The organism is Trichocoleus sp. Lan (genome assembly GCF_039961855.1).
Taxonomy (GTDB): Bacteria; Cyanobacteriota; Cyanobacteriia; order Cyanobacteriales; family FACHB-T130; genus FACHB-T130.
This window is the reverse complement of the sequence record NZ_JAMPKA010000001.1, coordinates 103,858-123,568: the sequence shown is the minus strand read 5'-3', so window position 1 is coordinate 123,568 and position 19,711 is coordinate 103,858. Positions and strand designations below refer to the sequence as shown.

At 48.6% G+C, this 19,711-nt stretch carries 20 protein-coding genes and 1 tRNA gene; 7 read left to right on the top strand and 14 right to left on the bottom strand.

Annotated elements, in window-relative coordinates; translation table 11 throughout:
* Positions 1 to 240 precede the first annotated feature (240 nt).
* Together psaM and NDA03_RS00500 are read left to right on the top strand one after the other, a co-directional pair.
* Positions 241 to 336, top strand: a complete 96-nt coding sequence (psaM, locus tag NDA03_RS00505) for a photosystem I reaction center subunit XII (protein WP_190413318.1) — start codon at positions 241 to 243, stop codon at positions 334 to 336.
* 242 nt (positions 337 to 578) lie between these two features.
* Positions 579 to 968 (top strand): hypothetical protein, encoded by a 390-nt coding sequence (locus NDA03_RS00500; RefSeq protein ID WP_190413320.1) that lies wholly within the window; start codon positions 579 to 581, stop codon positions 966 to 968.
* A gap of 50 nt (positions 969 to 1,018) precedes the next feature.
* Here the strand turns inward: NDA03_RS00500 and NDA03_RS00495 are convergent, their stop codons facing one another.
* Complete coding sequence (locus NDA03_RS00495; protein WP_190413322.1) at positions 1,019 to 1,735, bottom strand: tetratricopeptide repeat protein; 717 nt, start codon at positions 1,733 to 1,735, stop codon at positions 1,019 to 1,021.
* A gap of 465 nt (positions 1,736 to 2,200) precedes the next feature.
* On the opposite strand from NDA03_RS00495, the gene NDA03_RS00490 reads away from it, so the two are divergent.
* Positions 2,201 to 2,665 (top strand): hypothetical protein, encoded by a 465-nt coding sequence (locus tag NDA03_RS00490; protein ID WP_190426879.1) that lies wholly within the window; start codon positions 2,201 to 2,203, stop codon positions 2,663 to 2,665.
* Between the two features lie 10 nt (positions 2,666 to 2,675).
* The gene (locus NDA03_RS00485; protein ID WP_190432255.1) at positions 2,676 to 3,233 is read left to right on the top strand and encodes a glutathione S-transferase family protein; all 558 of its coding nucleotides are present in this window, start codon (positions 2,676 to 2,678) and stop codon (positions 3,231 to 3,233) included.
* Positions 3,234 to 3,321: 88 nt separating this feature from the next.
* Here the strand turns inward: NDA03_RS00485 and NDA03_RS00480 are convergent, their stop codons facing one another.
* The 3 genes from NDA03_RS00480 to NDA03_RS00470 form a co-directional block, all read right to left on the bottom strand.
* Entirely contained in the window at positions 3,322 to 3,459 is a 138-nt protein-coding gene (locus tag NDA03_RS00480) for a photosystem II reaction center protein K (RefSeq protein ID WP_190413748.1), read from the bottom strand.
* Positions 3,460 to 3,704: 245 nt separating this feature from the next.
* Positions 3,705 to 4,817 (bottom strand): tRNA guanosine(34) transglycosylase Tgt, encoded by a 1,113-nt coding sequence (gene tgt, locus NDA03_RS00475; protein WP_348236989.1) that lies wholly within the window; start codon positions 4,815 to 4,817, stop codon positions 3,705 to 3,707.
* Between the two features lie 114 nt (positions 4,818 to 4,931).
* A complete protein-coding gene (locus tag NDA03_RS00470; RefSeq protein ID WP_190432259.1) occupies positions 4,932 to 5,381 on the bottom strand; it encodes a hypothetical protein in 450 nt (149 codons plus the stop codon).
* A 324-nt stretch (positions 5,382 to 5,705) separates the two neighbouring features.
* Between NDA03_RS00470 and cobS the strand changes: the two genes are divergently transcribed.
* Positions 5,706 to 6,506, top strand: a complete 801-nt coding sequence (gene cobS / locus NDA03_RS00465; RefSeq protein WP_348236988.1) for an adenosylcobinamide-GDP ribazoletransferase — start codon at positions 5,706 to 5,708, stop codon at positions 6,504 to 6,506.
* A gap of 254 nt (positions 6,507 to 6,760) precedes the next feature.
* Here cobS and NDA03_RS00460 read toward each other — a convergent pair.
* Both NDA03_RS00460 and NDA03_RS00455 read right to left on the bottom strand, forming a co-directional pair.
* A tRNA-Gly gene (locus NDA03_RS00460) sits at positions 6,761 to 6,832 on the bottom strand.
* Positions 6,833 to 6,949: 117 nt separating this feature from the next.
* The gene (locus NDA03_RS00455; RefSeq protein WP_348236987.1) at positions 6,950 to 8,608 is read right to left on the bottom strand and encodes a DUF1565 domain-containing protein; all 1,659 of its coding nucleotides are present in this window, start codon (positions 8,606 to 8,608) and stop codon (positions 6,950 to 6,952) included.
* Between the two features lie 406 nt (positions 8,609 to 9,014).
* Between NDA03_RS00455 and NDA03_RS00450 the strand changes: the two genes are divergently transcribed.
* Positions 9,015 to 9,569, top strand: a complete 555-nt coding sequence (locus NDA03_RS00450; protein WP_190413334.1) for an alpha/beta hydrolase — start codon at positions 9,015 to 9,017, stop codon at positions 9,567 to 9,569.
* Between the two features lie 50 nt (positions 9,570 to 9,619).
* Here the strand turns inward: NDA03_RS00450 and NDA03_RS00445 are convergent, their stop codons facing one another.
* The 8 genes from NDA03_RS00445 to NDA03_RS00410 all read right to left on the bottom strand — a co-directional run bounded on the left by NDA03_RS00445 (position 9,620) and on the right by NDA03_RS00410 (position 18,624).
* Positions 9,620 to 9,826 (bottom strand): hypothetical protein, encoded by a 207-nt coding sequence (locus NDA03_RS00445; RefSeq protein WP_190413336.1) that lies wholly within the window; start codon positions 9,824 to 9,826, stop codon positions 9,620 to 9,622.
* Positions 9,827 to 10,163: 337 nt separating this feature from the next.
* On the bottom strand, positions 10,164 to 10,829 hold the full coding sequence (locus NDA03_RS00440) for a low-complexity tail membrane protein (protein WP_348236986.1): 666 nt from the start codon (positions 10,827 to 10,829) through the stop codon (positions 10,164 to 10,166).
* Between the two features lie 121 nt (positions 10,830 to 10,950).
* Positions 10,951 to 14,013 (bottom strand): translation initiation factor IF-2, encoded by a 3,063-nt coding sequence (infB, locus tag NDA03_RS00435; protein ID WP_190413340.1) that lies wholly within the window; start codon positions 14,011 to 14,013, stop codon positions 10,951 to 10,953.
* A gap of 275 nt (positions 14,014 to 14,288) precedes the next feature.
* A complete protein-coding gene (locus NDA03_RS00430) occupies positions 14,289 to 14,633 on the bottom strand; it encodes a YlxR family protein (protein ID WP_190427456.1) in 345 nt (114 codons plus the stop codon).
* A gap of 49 nt (positions 14,634 to 14,682) precedes the next feature.
* On the bottom strand, positions 14,683 to 16,011 hold the full coding sequence (gene nusA, locus NDA03_RS00425; RefSeq protein WP_190984523.1) for a transcription termination factor NusA: 1,329 nt from the start codon (positions 16,009 to 16,011) through the stop codon (positions 14,683 to 14,685).
* A 118-nt stretch (positions 16,012 to 16,129) separates the two neighbouring features.
* Positions 16,130 to 16,591: a ribosome maturation factor RimP gene (gene rimP, locus NDA03_RS00420; RefSeq protein WP_190413346.1), complete on the bottom strand. Its 462-nt coding sequence runs from the start codon at positions 16,589 to 16,591 to the stop codon at positions 16,130 to 16,132.
* Positions 16,592 to 16,698: 107 nt separating this feature from the next.
* A complete protein-coding gene (locus tag NDA03_RS00415; protein ID WP_190413348.1) occupies positions 16,699 to 16,917 on the bottom strand; it encodes a hypothetical protein in 219 nt (72 codons plus the stop codon).
* A 291-nt stretch (positions 16,918 to 17,208) separates the two neighbouring features.
* Entirely contained in the window at positions 17,209 to 18,624 is a 1,416-nt protein-coding gene (locus NDA03_RS00410) for a hypothetical protein (protein ID WP_190413350.1), read from the bottom strand.
* A gap of 384 nt (positions 18,625 to 19,008) precedes the next feature.
* Here NDA03_RS00410 and NDA03_RS00405 point away from each other — a divergent pair, with 384 nt between their 5' ends.
* Positions 19,009 to 19,710 (top strand): peptidoglycan-binding protein, encoded by a 702-nt coding sequence (locus NDA03_RS00405; protein WP_190435587.1) that lies wholly within the window; start codon positions 19,009 to 19,011, stop codon positions 19,708 to 19,710.
* The last annotated feature ends 1 nt before the right edge of the window (position 19,711 follow it).

The window sequence follows — 19,711 nt, the reverse complement described above, 5'->3', positions numbered from 1 at the left end:
AACTGGAACTATCAAACTAAAAGCAAAAATTAACTGGCTAAATTGTGCCAAAATGATTGCTGTCTTAATTAAGCTTAACCTTTGTCGGGAAAAATTAGTCGAAAATTCCATTAAGCAAGCCAAACAATGGAGCTAGAATTTTTACGCGGCTGTGTTGCATCTTGTTACAAGATGTTTATATTGGGCATAATTTAGCCGAAATTGTTGAACTATAAACCTGAAATAAGGAGTTGGTAAACGATGTCGATATCCGATACCCAAGTGTATATTGCTTTAGTTGTGGCGCTGTTTGCTGGCATCATGGCATTCCGGCTATCAACGGAACTGTACAAGTAGATGTCACCCCTTGCTAGGGACTAGCCGCTGATGGCAAGAGAGAGTGAGGGAATGACAGGGCTTTAGTACACATCGGCTCCCCTTCTCCCGCTCCCTCTTCCCCTGGTTTCTAGTCCTTAGCATCCAATCCCTAGCTTCTTAATTCACTTGCAGCAACTCTAGGCAGGGGTACCTCCCTTAAAGCCTTTGACATCTATCGACAGACATAGTGGCGCTTGCGTCCAGAGTGGTATCCTGACACCATGAATGCTATTGAACCCTCACAACCTCATCAGCAACCGGCACCAAACAGCCGGATAGTTCCTCGGACGCGGCGACAACCGCGACGCCATCCTAACCGAGCGATCGCAATCGAAACGACAGCTAAATTAGCAGTAAATGTAGTGCTTTCATCGGCAGCGATCGCCGCTCTCGTGCAACTTTTGCCTTATCACCTGTCCCAGCAAGCAAAGCTAGGAGAAATCCGACAAGAAGTGAAGCGCACAGAAAAACGAGTCAATCGTTTAAGTAATAACTTCAGCCGCTACTTCGATCCCCAGCAAGCCAAAAGCGTGATGCAGGAACAAAGCCATCGAGTTGACCCTTCTCAGCGTCCAGTTGTGTGGCTGGATAACAATACGACTGATGAGTAAAAATTCAAAATATTTTGAATTTTGAATTTTTTTGAATTTTAAATGGTTCCTCAAGCGCTGATAGGTTTCAGCAGTTGGTTCATCCAATTTTCGACTTGCAAGCGCAAGCGTCCGGCAGAACCAAAAGGAGCAAGCACAGCCAAAGCGTTTTGATAATCAGCGATCGCGCAGTTCCAGTCGCCGTGCAGATGATGGGTACGACCCCGCTCTGCGTAGATATTCCCTTGTAGCTGACCTAATCTCAGCACTAGGTCAAAATTCTCTAACGCCAAGTCGTAAAGTCCCAGATCCCGAAAGGTGATCCCTTGGTTGATCCAAGCCCGAACGTTGCCAGGGTTGAGATCCAGGGTCATCTCGTAGTCCGCGATCGCTTCTGCCAACTGTCCTAAAGAAGCGTAGTAGTTGGCGCGATTGTTGTAAACACTGTCCAAGTGGGGATCGAGTTCCAACGCCGTGTTATAGTCGGCGATCGCTTGCTCCTTTTGACCGTTCTGGAAATAAATCAACCCCCGGTTGTTATAGTCAGTGGCACTGCTGGGGTTCAGTTCGATGAGAGTCGTCAGGATAGCGATCGCGCCGTTGCGATCGCCATGCTGAGCTTTTTCCTTTGCTAAAGCTCGTAGGGAGCGCAGGGATTGGTTCTGGTGTCCTCCAGATACCGAGGTGACTAGATTAAAACGCCTTGGAACTGTGCCGGTGGTCAATGAAACCGGCGAACCGTTTTGGTGTTTTGCCTGGTCTTGAAAATTGATTGCGCGAGCGTTCATAATCATCCTCAAGGGTACCTTGGACTTCTCTGGAATCTACTTTAGCGGCTTCCTATTCGTTGCCGGGGTGTTCTGTGTCACTGCTTAAAGCGTCTTCCAGCACTGGAGCGATCTCCTATACCTTCAGTTCGGTTTGGATGTCCTTTAGGAAATCTACAGCCCCAATCCAGAGCATTACTGAAACTATCTGTAGAGACTCCCTAAATCTCGTATTTACCCGTCTAGGAGAACTGACGACTGTGAAGCTTGCAGGATTGGCATAGGAAAAAATTATGGATTTTGAGCGGGGGATGCGAGGGGTGAAAATCCTACAACCATGCAAAGGTGCAAAAGAGCAGGGAAAATTGAAGCGATGCTCCCCATTACACCTCTCCCCACTGCCCCAACTGAATGGATGCTGGTAGAATGCAAGCGATACTTACGCGCTCCCGTCGGTGTTTGGCAATCGTTCCTTAAAACGGTCTTATGACAACTGCAACTTCTTATCCCAATGCTCCCGATCTCAGCGAAGATGACTACCTGCTACTTGGCTTAGCCACTTGTTTCTTCAAGGAAGATGGCGAAGTCCAAGAAGTCAACATTATTGAACCCATCCCCTCAGCTGCTCTGGAAGCACTTCTGAAAGGGATTCCGACCTCCTACAAGATGGCTGTTGCGACCACAATGGGTGCAGTGATCGTCGGCGATAACCTCTACAAGCCAGCAGATTTTCCAGAAGAGGCGCAATTTAGCGATGAGTTCACTTTTCGGGCGATCGCATCTGTTCGCACCTATAAGAACAAACCAGAGGCCAAATCTCATATTCCTCTGGGCACTACCCGCAATGACTTTAACTATTCCGTCGAACGCAAGCGAGTACTGAATGCTCAGCGCGTTGTCCGCAAAGAAGACAACGTGAAACAACACTCTCACACCCATAAAGTCCTTTAGGATATCTGCGATGTTGAAACTGTATGGCGGTGCCCGTAGTCGGGCATCCATTGTTAAGTGGTATCTTGAAGAGTTGGGCGTTCCTTACGAATTCGTCCAGCTCGATATGCAGGCAGGCGCTCATCTCCAACCAGAGTTTCTGGCAATTAACCCGATCGGAAAAGTCCCGGCAATTGTTGATGGAGATTTTAAACTCTGGGAGTCAGGGGCGATTCTGCTGTATCTCGCCCAAAAGTACGGCAAGATGCCAGCCACTCTGGAGGAACAAGCTCAAATCACCCAATGGGTAATCTTTGGCAATGCCACCTTAGGATCAGGGATTTTTGTGGAAGCGAGTCGGGAACGCGAAACGCCTAAGTTGCTGACACCGCTGAATGAAATTTTGGAAGGGCAACCGTTCCTGTTAGGCGAGGAACTAACGGTCGTCGATGTAGCAGTAGGGTCGATTCTGGCTTATATACCCATGATGCTGAAGCTCGACCTGAGCGAATATCCAGCAGTTGTTACCTATATCCAGCGACTCTCGGAACGTCCTGCCTTTCAGAAAGCAATGGGATCGCAGGGTTAAAAAAGTTTTAGGAAGCGGCCTTGTGCCTACCCTGAATCATAAAAGGGCACCCACGTGGGTGCCCTTTTAATTTTTTGGCAGTTCGGGTTTAGCGGAAACCCACAGATGCTTGCCAAACGAAAGCCAACAACAAGAAGAACACGGGGATGATCGGGAGAACGTCTACCAGGGGGTCAAAGAAGGAGTAAGCTTCCGGCAGTTTTGCCAACAGCAGTGCTGCTTCCATATTTAAAATCCACCTTTCCAACACAGTTTTAAGAATTGACAAGTATCTTAACATGACTCGGCTGTTAGCTGGACGCGATTTCAGCCTACATGGAAAATTTACTTTTACTAAACGGTGGCGATCGCTCTTGACGATCCTCGACCGCTAAAATTCCCCAAAATTGCGATCGCTATCTCTAAAAAAGCCAACTCGCTCCGAAAAACGTTTACGCTCATGCTTAAAGTTTCTTAATTTTTAATTTTTAATTATTCTGTTGGAGTGTCTAGCCAGTGACCAAATTCCGTGACAAAGCGATCGCCTAAAATTGCTTCCCGGATTCGTTGGGTAAACCGAATCAATTCAGTAATGTTGTGAATTGAGAGTAAAGTGTAACCGAGAATTTCTCGCGTTCGCACTAAGTGACACAAGTAAGCGCGACTGAAGTTCTGGCAGGTGTAGCAAGGACAACTCGCATCCAGGGAAGTGAAATCTTCTCTGTACTGGGCGTTTTTCAAATTCCAGCGTTCTCCCTGTACCATCACAGTACCGTGACGCGCCCAGCGAGTGGGTATCACACAGTCAAATAAATCGATACCCGCAGCGATCGCTTGTGCCATTTCTCGATAAGTGCCGACACCCATCAGGTAACGCGGCTTTTCGGCGGGTAACACTGGCGCAGTCGCCCGCACAATCTGGTGAATCAGTTCCGCCGGTTCTCCCACGCTGACGCCGCCAATCGCGTATCCTGGCAAATTTAACTCCGCTAATGACTCAGCAGCCGCAACTCGCAAATCCAGGTAAACGCCACCTTGAACAATCCCAAACAAAGCTTGCTCATTCGGACGTTGGTGAGCATTTATACATCGTTCCAGCCACCGATAAGTCCGCTCTGTTGCCGCCATGACTTCTGAGCGCTCCGCTGGATAAGGCGGACACTCATCAAATGCCATAATGACATCTGCGCCCAGTTCGTTCTGAATTTGGATTGACCGCTCCGGCGTTAGATGAATCATCCGCCCATCACGGGGAGAGCGAAAAGTTACACCCTCTTCAGTAATTTTCCGCAACTCGCTCAAGCTAAACACCTGGAAGCCGCCAGAATCTGTCAGCATCGGCTTCTTCCAGCCCATAAAGCGGTGCAGCCCACCTGCACCCGCCACAATTGCTTCTCCAGGTTGCAAGTGGAGGTGAAAGGTATTCGCCAAAACCATTTGGGCACCCGTTGCCTCCAGCTGATCGATTGTCACAGATTTGACAGTCGCCAGCGTCCCTACCGGCATAAACTTAGGTGTTTCTACTAAGCCATGTGGTGTCAAAAAAGACCCGGCTCGTGCCTGCGTATGGCGACAACGCGCCTGACATTGAAACGAAAATCCCACTTACTTTAGCTGCGAGTCCTACTAACAATAGTCTTTAGTCTTTAGTTTTTAGATGATTAGTCGATTTTTATTGACTAATGACTGATGACTAACGACTTCCTAACTAAAGATTACTTAGAATAAGCAATCGTCGTCGTCAAGTTGGACATCCCACTTAGCAGACAGAACTTGTGTCACCATTGCCTCTAAAGCAGCGGCGTTAATGATCGGCGTGCTTTGCTCTTGGAGTGGGCTAGAAAGTGGTATCAAACGTAACTGACGATGATCTTGAATCAAGTCAAAATAAGATTCCTGTTCGCTCGACTGGTGCAGTTGCAGATAATCAAAACTATGGACGTTAAGATAGATTGCCTGGTTAGCAATCATCGTAGACCGCTGTGGTTCAGCAAATACGTCCAGTACGCATCCTTCGCCCTCGCTCTGCACTTTGCCATCGAGGGTGTGGATGTAGCGAACGCGACCTAGATCGGTCAACAGTCGTCGCATATCTTGTTTATTAACAATAATGCCGCTGTCAATAATACATGGAGCCGGTAAGTGGGGCGGAGATTGGTCATAAGTCATGGGAACAGCCTCTGGTTCAAACAAGCCCGATCTTGCCTGGTCGCTGCGTAGATGCAACAGAATAATGCGATATACACTACTTAGGGAAGTAGGTAGCTTTCATAACCTAATGGTATACGCGCTTTGGGCAAGAATCCGAATCCTTACGGCATACGCATTCGACGGTTATGGCGAACGCGAACACTCAGCAAAGCGCGAGGAGCCTAACGGCATACGCCTATGGCAATCGGAACTGCTACGAGACAATCTTAGCCCAACATTTCTCCCCTGTTCATACGCTAATCTGCTGAATTTGTTATTGAAAAGTCATTAAGTTTGTTTGTGGTGCAAATTTTCTCATTTTGGAAAGGATTTCTGGGTGCGATCGCGTTTTACACCTGTATTCCGATTCCATCTGGATGGACATTAGAATTTCGCGGCATTGCGCGTTGGGCACCTTTGGTGGGTTTATTTATTGGAGGGTTACTCGCTCTTCTGGATACTTGTTTTCAACTGCTGGGTGTCCCAATGCTGACTCGCTCTGCAATGGTCGTTGTTGCTTGGATTGCCCTCACCGGGGGTCTGCATCTGGATGGGGCTATGGATACAGCAGATGGACTGGCAGTGCAGGATTTTTCTTCGGACAAGCTACGCGAACGGCAGCGGCGTCTAAAGGTGATGGCAGATAGCGTCACGGGTGCGTTTGGGGCGATGGCAGCGATCGCGCTGCTGCTATTAAAAACATCTGCTTTGAGTGACTTAGAATCTTATCGGTGGCTGGCACTAATGGTATCGGCAGGATGGGGAAGGTGGGGACAAGTGGTAGCGATCGCTTGCTATCCTTACCTCAAAGCAGAAGGTAAAGGTGCCTTCCACAAAGAATCCATTCGGACGCCTCAAGATATTCTGCTGGGATTGCTGTTGCTATTTGCCCTGATGGGATTACAGATTGTTTTGTCACCGCCTCGGTGGCTGGCAGCGGTGGGAACGGCAGCCGCAGGATGCGCGATCGCCCTTTTAACAGGAGCCTGGTTTCACCGCCAGCTAGGCGGGCATACCGGCGATACCTACGGGGCAGTTGTAGAGTGGACAGAAGCTTTTTTATTGTGCGCGATCGCTAGCCTCTACTCTCACTTTTCGGGCTAAGTTCTCTGTCGCAAGTTGCCAAGCCTTACATAGAAATTCCAATTTCAGCCAACGGCGTCAGAAAACTTGAATCCCAATTGAGGTTTTTTTCGATATTCCAAGTCACCTTGTAAAAATGCCTGCCACTGCCTCAACTGCCCAAGCCACTGCGAATCGTTTCGGCAAATTGGATGATTTAGCCTTAACGACATCCCTAATTGTCAAAGCGACATTCATCTATCAACGATGACATTTAATGAGTCACTGTCTAGAAAAGCGGGTAATCGGACTCGAACCGACGACATTCACCTTGGGAAGGTGACGTTCTACCACTGAACTATACCCGCATTTTGAGGTTAACGATCAGCAGTCTACTGATGGTTAACCTTTATTATACGACCGATCGAGCGCCAGCATCCAGTAATTGGAAAACTGGCGCGATACATCTTAACGTTGAGTCGCGATTATGGAGCCTTGACTAGATAAGGTGAAGAAATCGCCTCAGCACGACCGGCATTCACCAGCGCCTGGTAGACAAAAGCGGCGACTTCAGCACGGGTGGCATCACGACTAGGATTGAGCTGAGCCAGTGTGGGATAGTTGACCACCAGCTGTTTCTGAGTTGCGCCAGCGATCGCTGTGCTGGCCCAGCTAGGAATCTGGGTGGCATCATTGTAAACAGACAGCACATTTGTATCCTCAGAGCGCAACTTCAAGCCACTCGCTAAAGAAACTAAAACCTGCACTCTGGGAATGCGCTGTTCGGCTCTAAAAACTTGACCCGGATACCCAGACAAAAAGCCTCCCCGGTAAGCGCTTTGGATGGCTTGATAAGCCCAATAATTAGTTTTGACATCGACAAAATTAATCCCAGGCTGTATCTGTGCTGGTGAAAAAGCCTTGTTGATAATCGCGGCAAACTGAGCGCGGGTGACAGGTTCGTTGGGGCGGAAAGTCCCATCAGGGAAACCAGCAATTACATCTTTAGCAACTAAAGCTTCGATATAGGCTTGCGCCCAGTTCCCTTGAACATCGGCAAAACCACCGCTAGGTATCGACGTCGCCACAAAATCCACGCGCCCGGAAATCTTCTTAGAATCAATATCGTTGCCGACCGCGATGATAGTATTCGTGCGCGTTAGGTTGGCAACATCGAAACGAACATTGTTGCGAATCCGATTTTGCCCAGGATTCTCTTGAGTCCCTAAATTGGGCTGAGCATCTCCGCTTGCCACGACTCCATACCGCGTGTTTGCCTCAATAATGTTGTTACGAAGGACTGGGGCAGCGGAGTTGGAGGCGACGATTCCATCAACGTTTTGGACAATACGGTTGTCTGCGAGCAAAGGTGATGCCGTCTCAGTTAAAACAATACCATTCCCCGTCTCTTGAAACAGATTGTTGCGGACTTCTCCTTGAGCTGTCTTGGCGACTGAAATGCCATTCCCCTTATTTCTGGTAAAGACGTTGCTTTCAATTTTGGGGGTAGCTGTCCCGGTGACGAAAACTCCTTCCCGGTCATTGCTCGAAAAGGTGTTGTTGCTGACTGTTGCATTGGTAGATTCAATCCACAGTCCAGTTCCCCGACGATTCGGGTTAGTGATGGTCAATCCTCTGACTTCACTGTCTTTCTCTGCTCGTATTGCAATGTTCTGACCGGAAAAGGTAGGACTAACATAGCCGCCGCCGCCAATAATCGCTACAGTCTGCCCTTTGCTTTGCTCGTCGCCGCGCAGAATGACGCCTTGTTTGACAAGGAGGGGGAAAACTTCACCCGTGTCAGCCGTGTAGGAACCTGGAGCTAATTGTACGACTGTGCCAGAGCGGGCTTGCTGGAGGGCGTAGGTGATAGTGCGATAGGGTGTGTTTTCACTGGTGCCAGCACTGGCAGTATCGTTGCCCGTGGATTGGTTGACGTAGACAACGTTCGCGCTTGCAGGAAGTTGAGCTATCTGCGTTGATGGCGGGGTAAGGGCAGCCGCAGGAAGTGCCATGACCCCGCCAGACCAAAGTAACAAAGCGCTTAGCAGGGACGCCCGGACGGGTACGACACCAGCGAAACGTTTGGCGAAACGGATGCTAGAAGAATGGGAGAAACGATCGGGAAAACCCTGGGGTGTCATACGTTTGATGCTTTTGATGTGCATTATTAACTGTACGATTTAGTAACTTAGAGACTCACCAATTGGGATATTTTTTTACGCTGGAAGCTATACATACTTGGTGTATGCACTTGCGTCGCTAATATTAATATTCACAATTACGTTTGATGACAAGTTGCGAATATTATCAGTTCCCAACATGGCAACTTGCCCCTGCAAAGAAAATTCAGGCGATGTAAACCCTGAAATGCTCATAGGGCTGAGGTTTTATAAATTTAAGAGCGTTTTGGCTTAGGCTAATCCAGGCGAGAGGGATGATTCAAAAGCAGTTGTTACTTGAGCAGGAGGATGCAACCCATCGGCATCCAGTATCGTCAAAGTAGAGAAAGCACAGTTGCGCTATCTCTAAGCTGTTTTCAGGTTCCTTATGCGCTCTCTACTGCTGCGATCGCTACCTTTCGTGTTCTCTTTAGCCGCCGCTACGGGTATTTTGTTTAGCCCCTCTCGTGCGGATGCTGCCAATACAGTCGTATTGAAGTACCGCTTTCTAAGGGAATCGGTATCTGTTCCCGAACTCACAACTTTTGCTGAAACGGGTGAACTTTCGCCAGCGCTACGTGCTTATTTGGCTATGGCAGGAAGAAAACCTGAGGATTTGCGAAAAACCCTAACGCAAGAAGTTAAGGTGAATGCCCTCATTTTAGATCGGGTACTCAATAACCAGATTGGGGAATTAGTCTTGGGTCAAGTCAGTGACGTGGTTCATACTCCCGGAAATGGCGCAAACATTCAGTCTTTGCGAGGAGCTGTGATGAGTTCAGCGCTTCCAGACAATCAGATTACCTTGATTGAAATTTTAGAAAATTACCCAACCTCAGAAGTTCATGTGGAGGGCGATCGCCTTGCTGAGGTTTTTGGCAAACTCAAGCGATTGGGACAGGGATTGCCCAATCTAGGTGATTTAATCAGAATTGGTCAGTAGTGATGGGTCATTAGTCATTCGTTCTTGGCTACCGAACGAATGACTAATGACTAATAAGCAAGAGTTTCTAGGGTTTCGCGCAGATACCGGCGAACCCGATAATCAAGGTTGAACTCCTGAAGGCGGTCGTTATCCAACGGGTGTTCTATCTCCCAGCGCTGAAACCCAGAACTGGATGCGATCGCTTGTTTGAGGCTTTCCCAGATTTTGGTATTGCCGGAGAATTGGCTGGTTGATGAAGCAGGAAACCTGATCATATGCACCTTAAATTAAGGGAACAAGGAGTTTTCAGCTATCAGCCTTCAGCAATTCTATTTTAGATTTTGATTTTAGATTGTGAATTTACAACCCACTCTAAAATCTAATCTCTAAATCTAATCTTTAAAATTGACTGCCCGCTGATGACTATTTAACAAATTTCTATGTCTATTCTTAGGATAACGCAGTTAGGTTGGGGGGATTTGTGCTGTCAGTAACATCTCGCTAGTCAACCAGCCAAAACTTTTTGGGTTACGCCAGTTGCTGAAAGCTTTTCTACATAGACACCCATGTGCTGAAAAACCAAGAACCTTGAAGAAAAATCTCTTTTTTAGATTAGTCGGAGGACGTTGGGGCTTCTATTCCTGCATTTATTGGTTTTACAGAGTTGGGTGATATCGCAGATGTCTCGGAAATTTCCGAAGGTAAGATTTGATTGACCTGTAGTCCCGGAATTGTAAATTGTTGCGGAATTTCTTCTGCTGAACAGGGTTGCGTAGCAGAAAATGCTGCTTCATTAGTCAAAAGGACTCGCGCCACGCTCAGTGGTATCTGCAAGAACAAATTGCTTGCCAGAAATGCCAGTGCCGCTACTAGCAGTCCAGCAAACCGCCACTCCGGGGGAAGCGGTGTAACAGTTGCCGCTAGCGGCGCTGCCTGATAGATTAGCCACAATACCCACAGCATGAAACCAGCTGCTAGAACGGCTACTAATTGGTTTGTAGGTGACTTGAACTGTGACAACAGGCGTCGCTGGTTAAGCGTCAGTTGACTTGGCTTCAAGGCCACTGCCAGGATGCTAAAAATGTTAAAAGGACGGCTCAACTGCATCCACAGTATGGGTGCAATACCTATAGTGGCAACCAAAAAAAGTTCCAACCACACCGGCAACACGGGATCGCCAACTGCCAAACCCAGCCAGCATAGTTCCAACCAAATGGGAACTGTCGCCAGACCAGCAAGATGAATCCACAAGAACGGTTCCAACCAAAAAGAGCGCATATTACAAGTAGTAAAAAGGCAAAAAGCAAAATAAAAGGCAAAAGTCAGAAGAAAGGCAAAGGAGATTATTTCCTTTTTTCTTTTTTTTCTTTCTTTTGACTTTTGCCTTTTGAGTTTTGCCTTAATTTGGCGAGAGAGTACGGCGCTTGCTTACCATTTGGTAAGCTTCGATAATGTCGCCTTCTACCCAGGCATTGAAACGATCGACTCCGATGCCGCATTCGTATCCAGCATTGACTTCCTTGGCATCTTCCTTCATCCGCTTGAGGGAATCTAAGACGCCATCATGAACTATCTGACTGTTGCGGCGTACCCGCACTCGGCAGTTACGAACCACTTTACCCGACAGCACATAGCAACCAGCGACGGAGCCACGACCGACTGGGAAGACAGCCCGGACTTCGACTTGACCCAGAGGCTCTTCCACCTGCTCCGGTTCTAGCAGACCTTCCATTGCGCCTTGAATATCATCTAACAGTTTGTAGATGATGTTGTATTCGCGCACATCGACTCCTGCTTGATCCGCTGCTTGCCGCGCACCACTGGCAAGGGTGGTATTAAATCCAACAATTACAGCGCCACTGGCAGCCGCTAAGTCAACGTCTGTCTCGGTGACTTCTCCAGGAGCCGCTAACAGCACCCGAACTTGTACCTCATTTTGTGGCAGCTGTCCGAGCGCGCCCAGAAGAGCTTCTACGGAACCTTGAACGTCTGCCTTCAGAATCAAGTTGAGTTCTTTGAGATCGCCTTCCTGCGCTTGAGCTGAGAGGGTATTCAAAGTGACTCGGCGGGATGCCATGACCTGTTGCAGGCGTGACTGGCGTTGCTCGTCGGCTCTGACACTTGCGATCGCGCGACCTTCTTTTTCGTTTGGATAGACTTCAAACTCATCGCCAGCCGCTGGGACATCGCTCAAGCCCAACACTTCCACCGCGAACGATGGTGCCGCTGCCGTTACCCGATCTCCCCGGTCGTCGATCATCGCCCGGACTTTGCCCAATACTGAGCCAACTACCAGGACATCACCAACTCGCAACGTACCATTTTGCACCAGCAAGGTAGCAACTGGGCCTCTCGACTTATCTAGATTGGCTTCAATTACCGTACCCTTAGCTGCGCGGTCTGGGTTTGCAGAGAGTTCTAAAACTTCGGCCTGGATCAAAATCATTTCCAGCAGGGTATCCAAGTTTTCCCCTTTGATGGCGCTCACGGGAACCATGATGGTATCGCCGCCCCATTCTTCGGGTTGCAGACCGTACTGGGTCAACTCTTGCTTCACGCGGTCTTGCTGGGCATCCGGTTTATCAACTTTGTTGATCGCCACAACAATTGGCACCTCAGCGGCTTTCGCGTGGCTAATTGCTTCAATTGTCTGAGGTTGGACGCCATCATCGGCGGCAACTACCAGAATAGCGATGTCGGTGACTCGCGTTCCCCTCGCCCGCATTGCTGTAAAGGCTTCGTGACCGGGAGTGTCCAGGAACACAACTTGCTGAGTTTTTCCTTCATATTCCACATCCACATGGTAGGCACCAATGTGCTGAGTAATTCCCCCAGCTTCTCCCTGCGCTACCTTGGTTTTGCGGATGGAATCGAGCAGAGTTGTTTTCCCGTGGTCTACGTGACCCATAATCGTCACCACTGGCGGACGGCGTTGCAGGTGATCGAGGTCTTCCTCTGTCACCATCTCCGTTACTTTTGTCGCCGCAGCTTGTTCTTCTTGCGTCTCCACTTCTACGCCCAGTTCTTTCGCCACCATTGTGATGGTTGGGATATCTAGGGTTTGGGTGATATTGATCGCAAAGCCTTTAAAGAACAGAGTTTTGATAATCTCTGTTTCCTGAACTGCTAAGGCCGTAGCCAGTTCTTGAACGGTCATACTGCCCGTTAACACCAGATTTTCCGGACGTTCTGCTTTAGCAGCAGGTTCGCGACGGCGATCGCGATCGTTGCTTTGCCCTTCGCCGCGCTGCATTTGAGGCTTCCGCTTCTCTCTTTCCGCTGCCACCACGACTGGGCTGGCTGGACGAGCTTTCTGCTGCTTGGGAGGACGAGCTACAGATAGACTCACCTGTAATGCTGCTGGCAATTCCTCTAAATCCGTGTCAAAGTCTTCGTCGTCATCAATGAGGGGTTGAACCCGACGCTTGGCTTTAGCACCTGCCTTGCCTGCTTTATCTGGGTTTTCTTCTTCCTCATCTTCCCACTCAGGTTTTCGCTTATTGGGACCAACGAGACGGGGGGGATTCGGTTTTCTTGCCTCTTCTCCCAGAGTATCGGGCGTTCCCAAACCTTCATCATTTTCGTCCCGTAGTAGCTTCGAGCGACTGGAACCAGGTTCTAGTTGCGTGTCACCAGCACCGCCTGGGCGTCTACCAACAGGCATGGAAGGTCGCACCGGCCTTTGGGGAGGCGAGTGCAGTTCTGGAACTCGGGGTGGAGCCGGGGGGGCAGGTCGCTCCGTTCTGACGGGGGCAGGAGGAGCCGAGGCGTTAGTTCTTTCGGGTGCCCCGCTCGCTGGTCCTACTCTTTGGGGTGCGCTGACAGGCGAGCTAGTAGCTGTTTCTACCTTGGCACGTTTTAATACAGGCCGCTCCACATTACTTGGCGCAGGACGCTCCCCTGCTTGTCGCATGGGAGGTTCAACCAGATGGGGAGCTGGTTCAACAGCTTTCGGAGCTGGAATAGGAGGAGCCTCTACTGGGTCTACCTGTAGTTTTTCTGCTTCTACTACTTCTACTACAGGAGGATTATCCCGCTGGCTAGGACGCACTGGTTTATTCAGACTTGTCGGCTTCATGGGTGATGGCGTCTGCTGTCTTACTGGTGGTTGGGGAGGAATCGCGACCTGTTCTCCCGGCTGTTGTGGTGCGTTAGAACCAGACCCAGATTTATGCTGACGAATCTCCAGAATTTGCGGCTTGTTTTCTAGCCGGGGTCGCACCGATTGAGCGGCTGGCGGTGCTGTTTTACGTTGATCCATTGGAGCCCGCGCACGTGAAGCTGGTCGGGCTGCTGCCTGTTTTTCTGCCGCCGAGCGAATACTCTCCGCCTCCGATTCAGTTATTGTGCTGCTGTGGCTCTTGACTGCAATATTGAGCCGCTCACAAATTCCTAGAATATCCTTATTCTCCAAATCCAATTCCCGCGATAACTCGTAAATTCTTACTTTGCCGTTGTTCATCCAGTCTTTCCCCTCGAATCCTACCAGTTTTTACACCATAACCATCTGCTTGAACGACAACTTGTTGATCATTTGCTTACTGCCTAATGGGTGTGAAGCTTTAACTTGCTGCCTATACTTCTACTAATGATATCCAAGCTACTTATGGGAAGTCTGTTTATCACCAAGTAAATTCCCTATCCCTAAGGATAGTGAAACACTTCTATTTCTAATTTTGCACAAATCTTTACAATTTGGGGCACGTCGCTTTTTTTGGGCTTCTTTCCTACAATATCTCATTCGGACGGCTGTTTTAGGTCTGATGCGGATGGGAGGCAACGTTCTTGAGGGCTGGATTCGCTTCTTGACAAGGAGCGATCGCAGCCTTCAAGTTTAGTAGCTAGGCGCTGCCACAGGGTTTGGTACAGTGCTTCTGGAACAGGTACTTTGAGCACTCTGCCCAGCCTATTTTTTTTTTGAGCTGCTACCAGACAACTTTCTTGGGGACAAAGATAGGCAGATCGCCCCATCCCCCGATCTAATTGTAACTGCTGGGACGGATAGACTCTGACAATTCGCCAAAACGCCGATTTTGGCGCGACTTGGCGGCAACTCACACAACGGCGGTAGTTTGGTTCCATCTCAAGCAATGGGGAGTGTAGATTTTGGATTGAAGATTTAATCTCAAATCTAAACTTCCGTGGTTTCTACCTCATCTACCTCTACATCATCAAAATCATCACTGTCCTGCTGCCAGCTAGGAACGGCTGCGGATCTTTCCAGTTCTTCGAGTTCATCGTCTGCATCGTCATACTCAGCTTCCTCCTGGGCTTGCCGAGCGGCTGCGATCGCTGCCATGTTCCGAGATTCCGCTTCGTAATCGTACTTGGCAATATCTTTAATATCAATTTTCCAACCAGTCAGACGGGCTGCTAGACGGACATTCTGACCTTCTTTACCAATCGCCAAACTTAGTTGATCCTCCGCCACCAAAACATGAGCCTGACGAGCATCTGGGTTAATCAGACGCACCTCATCCACTCGTGCGGGCGAGAGAGCATTGGAAATATAAGTAGATGGGTCGGGCGACCAACGAATTACATCAATTTTTTCGCCACGTAATTCATTCACTACCACTTGAATCCGCGATCCTCTGGCACCAATACAAGCTCCGACGGGGTCCACATCGCGCTCCAGGGTATCGACCGCGATTTTAGTTCGCGGGCCAACGTGACGAGACGGAGGATTTGCTTCCCGCGCCACTGCTACAATCCGCACCACCTCATCCTCAATCTCTGGGACTTCGTTGGCAAAGAGATAAACGACTAAACCTGCGGCAGCTCTAGACACTAGCAATTGTGGCCCCCGCGCTGGGCCTTCGCGTACTTTTTTGAGAAATACCTTGAAGGTTGCATTGGCACGGTAATTATCGTTGGGTAGCTGTTCCCGTTTCGGTAAGTCGGCTTCTACTTCTGGCTGACTAAACCCACTACTGACAGCTAAAATCACGGATTGCCGCTCAAATCTCAGTACCCGCGCCTGCAAAACGGTTCCTTCCAGTTCTTGGAACTCTTCTGCGACGAGTTTGCGCTGCTGATCTCGCAGTTTTTGCGATAGCACTTGCTTGGTCTGAATTGCTGCCATGCGACCGAACTCAGTTTGATCGGGGGTTACATCTAAAACCACCGTGTCGCCAATCGCTGCTTCAGGCGCGACTTTCTGCACTTCTTCTAGACCAATTTCATGATCGCCACTACTCACCTTTTCAACGATGGTCTTGGTCGCCAAAACGCGGAAGCCTTCTTCTCCTTCTTGTTCTAGGTCGAGTTCGACTTCAAAGTTTTGAAAGTACTCTTCATCAAAATGATGCTTGTCGAGGTTCTGGGTACGACGATATCGCTCGTATCCTTTCAATAAAGCTTCTCGTAGGGCTGCTTGTACGGCACTTTTGGGTAAATTGCGCTCTACACTAATTTTATCGATTAGCTCTTTAAGTCCGCGTAGACTAACCATTGACATAAAAAAACCTCGCTAATTGCTATTGGTAATTGGTAACTGGTAATTGGTAATCGGTCAGTGGTCAAGAGGCAACTTCCTTGCGAACCACTGACGACTAACTACTAAGCTGACAGCTCAATTACCGTTTTTCATCCAGCTGCACTCGGCTGACCATTTGGCGGGGAATGGCGATCGCTCGACCTTTCTGGTTGAGGTAAACACCCTCTTCATCCCGACGAATCAGTTGCCCTGTCCACTCTTGCTGACCTTCGTAGGGTTCGGATGTGGTGACAATTACGGGAAATCCCTTGAAGGAGATGAATTCCCGATCTGTCGTCAACTGACGCGAAATACCGGGACTAGAAATTTCCAGGACATAGGCATCAGGAATGAAATCCGCTGCATCCAAAGCAGCCTCCAATGCCCGACTCATTCGTTCGCAGTCATCCAGCCCTGTGTCAGCGTTGCAATTCCGGATGTCCACGCGTAGCACGGGTGGGCGTTGGTTGGTGTGAAAAACCGCCCCGACTACTTCCAAGTCCAAGGCTTCTGCCACTGGCGCTGCTAAATCAATAATTTGTGGAATCAGGGGATGAGTCATTGGAAAACTCCAATAAAAAAAGTGGGTGCTGCCCCACTTCCTGCGAACACTATATTCCAAGAAGTCTCTGGACGAATCCTGATGGATTCGCCTTCCTAACTTTGAGTTTAACTCAAGCGGTATGCCAGTGGCGAGTCGTCAACCGAGCGCTGAGGGAAGATAAGAAAAAAGAGATAGGCACCGATGCTCGGTGCCTGAAGGGCTAGGAAAATTGGACTGAGGATTATTAACGTAGGCGCGTGCAAGCGCGGGATGAAGACTCTGTAGAAGAACAATTTTTCTTCTGGGTGGCGGCGCGATCGCGATCGGAAACTCTCTAGAAACATCTATGAAAGAAATGCTAGAAATTGAGATTGGTAGAGAATGTCTGAAAAATTGGTTATGACACTCCTTATCTATCGGGAATTTGGCGTTTTTGCGACAATCTATCAAAATTTGTGGCAGGTAGTTTACTAAATAAATAATCCTTCCCAGATGCCAATACTACTGTTCAAACACCTTCGTATCCAAGCTCAACAGTCTCGGTCTTGTCCTAGCACAAGCCAAGACTAAATTTGAATCCTAAATAAGGAGTTCAAGTTAGAGATTGACATCAGCAATTGACATACAAATTCAAATTATTGCTTGACAATCTGACGGATCGCCCGTGTTTCTTCTAACACTTGCTCCAAATCTTGCTCGGACAAGCGTTGGACGTAGTTGAGTTTCATTTCCTCCAACATATCGAAAAGTAAAGATTGAATTTTCTGAGCAGTCTGCTGTCTTTGCACCTCCGATCCTAAGGCTTCAGTGAAGTGTTCTATCAGGTGTTTGGAAAGTTCTGCGCCAACCGGATCGTCTTCCAGAGAGGCGGTGAGGGTGTTGTAGGCTGCAAGTGAGATTTCTTTGACCAGTTTTTCAGTTATCTGTGTGGGGATAGTACCCACTCCAGGTACTTGCTGGAGTCCCCGATAGAGGGGAGATTGGCTGAGAATTTTTTCAATGTTGTGCTGTAGAATTGCCTCTAGATCTGGCTGAATTTTTGGTAACACTTGATTGACAGTTACTTTCATCAGTAAAGTAGCGATCGCTTCTACTTCATTAACATTGTTAATGTCAACATAAGGACGAGCCTCCCGTCCTGATAACCACCGAGTCAGTTCTCCGCCACGAATCGACCCTTGTAGCTGGTTGATTACCCGGATCACAATAACTTCTGCCAATTCTTCTGCAAAGTTTGCCGCAAATCCTCGGTTAATTTGCACCCGGATTGATTCTAAATTTAATAATTGTGCTTGGTGTAGGCGCATGAAAACTGAAATGACGCGCAGCCACCGCCAAAAAGGTAGCAGCAAGAAAATATCATACCAGCGCCACATCATTGCTTCGAGCCAAGTGAGGCTATGGTGACGTCGGTGGATATAGTAGGTACGAAGTAGAAACTCAATGCCAAAGGGAATGATAAACCAGAGATCGATTTTCCAGAAGTAGTCAACGAAATTACCTGTTTCCCCAACTGGGCGAAAATAATTTCTTGCCATCAAAGGCTGAATTTCTTGGTTATAAAAGGTAATTTCTTTTTCCACGCCAGCTTGGGATAAATAAGGCAGACTCCAAAAGGTGCTAAAAGATTGTTTGGCAGAGACATTGCCAACGCGCTGACGCATCCGATTTTTGATTTTTTCCAGAGTCCCTGTCTTATTCGCCTCTGCAAACGGGTTTGTCTCAATCATTTCCACACTTTGTTGGCGCAGTTCCTCCAGTAAAGTTGCCACCTCTGGCGACTGCAATCCTTCTGTCTGTTGCAGCTGTGCTTTGAGTTTTTCTACTGTCTCTAGGTACTGCTGGGTTTCTCGATGGGGTTCAATACCTTTGATGGGGTCATAGATTCGGGTAATGCTGCGAAATTCCCGCAGGTAGAAATCGCGCAGCGGAATGTAAGTTAAGTCGAACAGCGCTAAGCCCAAGTTAGCCACTGCCAAAAGTGCCATCACACGTTCAAACCACAAGTTCCGGCGGGATTGGGGAGTCTTTGCCAATTTTTGAGGTGACATGGAAAGGAAGATGAGGTAATTGGTAATCGGGAATCGGTAATGGAAAAAAAGGGAATGACGAAAAAGCTGCTACCTACTACCTAGCTAGCATCCATCACAATTTTCAATTACCAATTATCAGCTTGACAGACCCTCTGAAGCTTCAGTCATATTTGATACCACTAATTGTTCACCAATTGCTGATGTTGCCTTCAAAATAGAAGGATTCTATTGGATATCAGCACGCTGAAAGGTCGAACCCGGTAGCGCACGCGACGCGATCACAATTGGCGGTTGTAGCGATCGCTTGGGAAAAATAAACGGTAGAATGCCCAATTCAGCTTAAACTGTAACTGTTCAAATCGCTATCGCGCTTAATCAGTGAGTGAGTGAGGAGATTGAGCTATGTGGAATAGGTTTGGAATGCCTTTAGCTGCGGTGATAACCATAACCGCCAGCTTAGTTAGTTATCAAGTAGCTATAGCCGAACGCAGCCGCGATTACACGCCAAGGGAATTTCGCTCCCTGTTGCGCGGCTTTGGGTATAACGTCACGATTGGAGATACTCTGACGGATGAAGCCACGATAAGGGCTATCCGCGAGTTTCAGCAGGGATATAAGCTAACACCTGTTGATGCTACAGCGGGGCCGAAGACACAGGATTATGCCGCAAATATCGTTAGAATTCTTCAGGCAAACTTGAATCTTGTCGTTAAGCCAAATCCGCCCCTTCCCCGTAACCAGTTTTATGGTCCGCGCACTGAAGATGCTATCAGGCAGTTTCAGAGACAATTTAATTTGCCGGTAACTGGCATTGCTACGTTACCAGTTCGTCAGAGACTCGACCAAGAAGCAAGAAGAATCCTCGGATTTGAACAGCAATCGCCAGCGCCAGCGACAACACCAACACCCCAATCAGCGCCAGAACCAACACTAGCGCCATCGCCAACACCGAGTCCCGCGCCAACGCCCCGCGCCACCCCAACGCCGAGTCCGAGTCCATCGCCATCCCCAAGACCAAGTCCTAGTCCTAGCCCATCGCCAAGACCAACGCCGAGTCCAAGTCCATCCCCGGCTCCCAGCCCAAAACCATCGCCTTCAAGCTGAT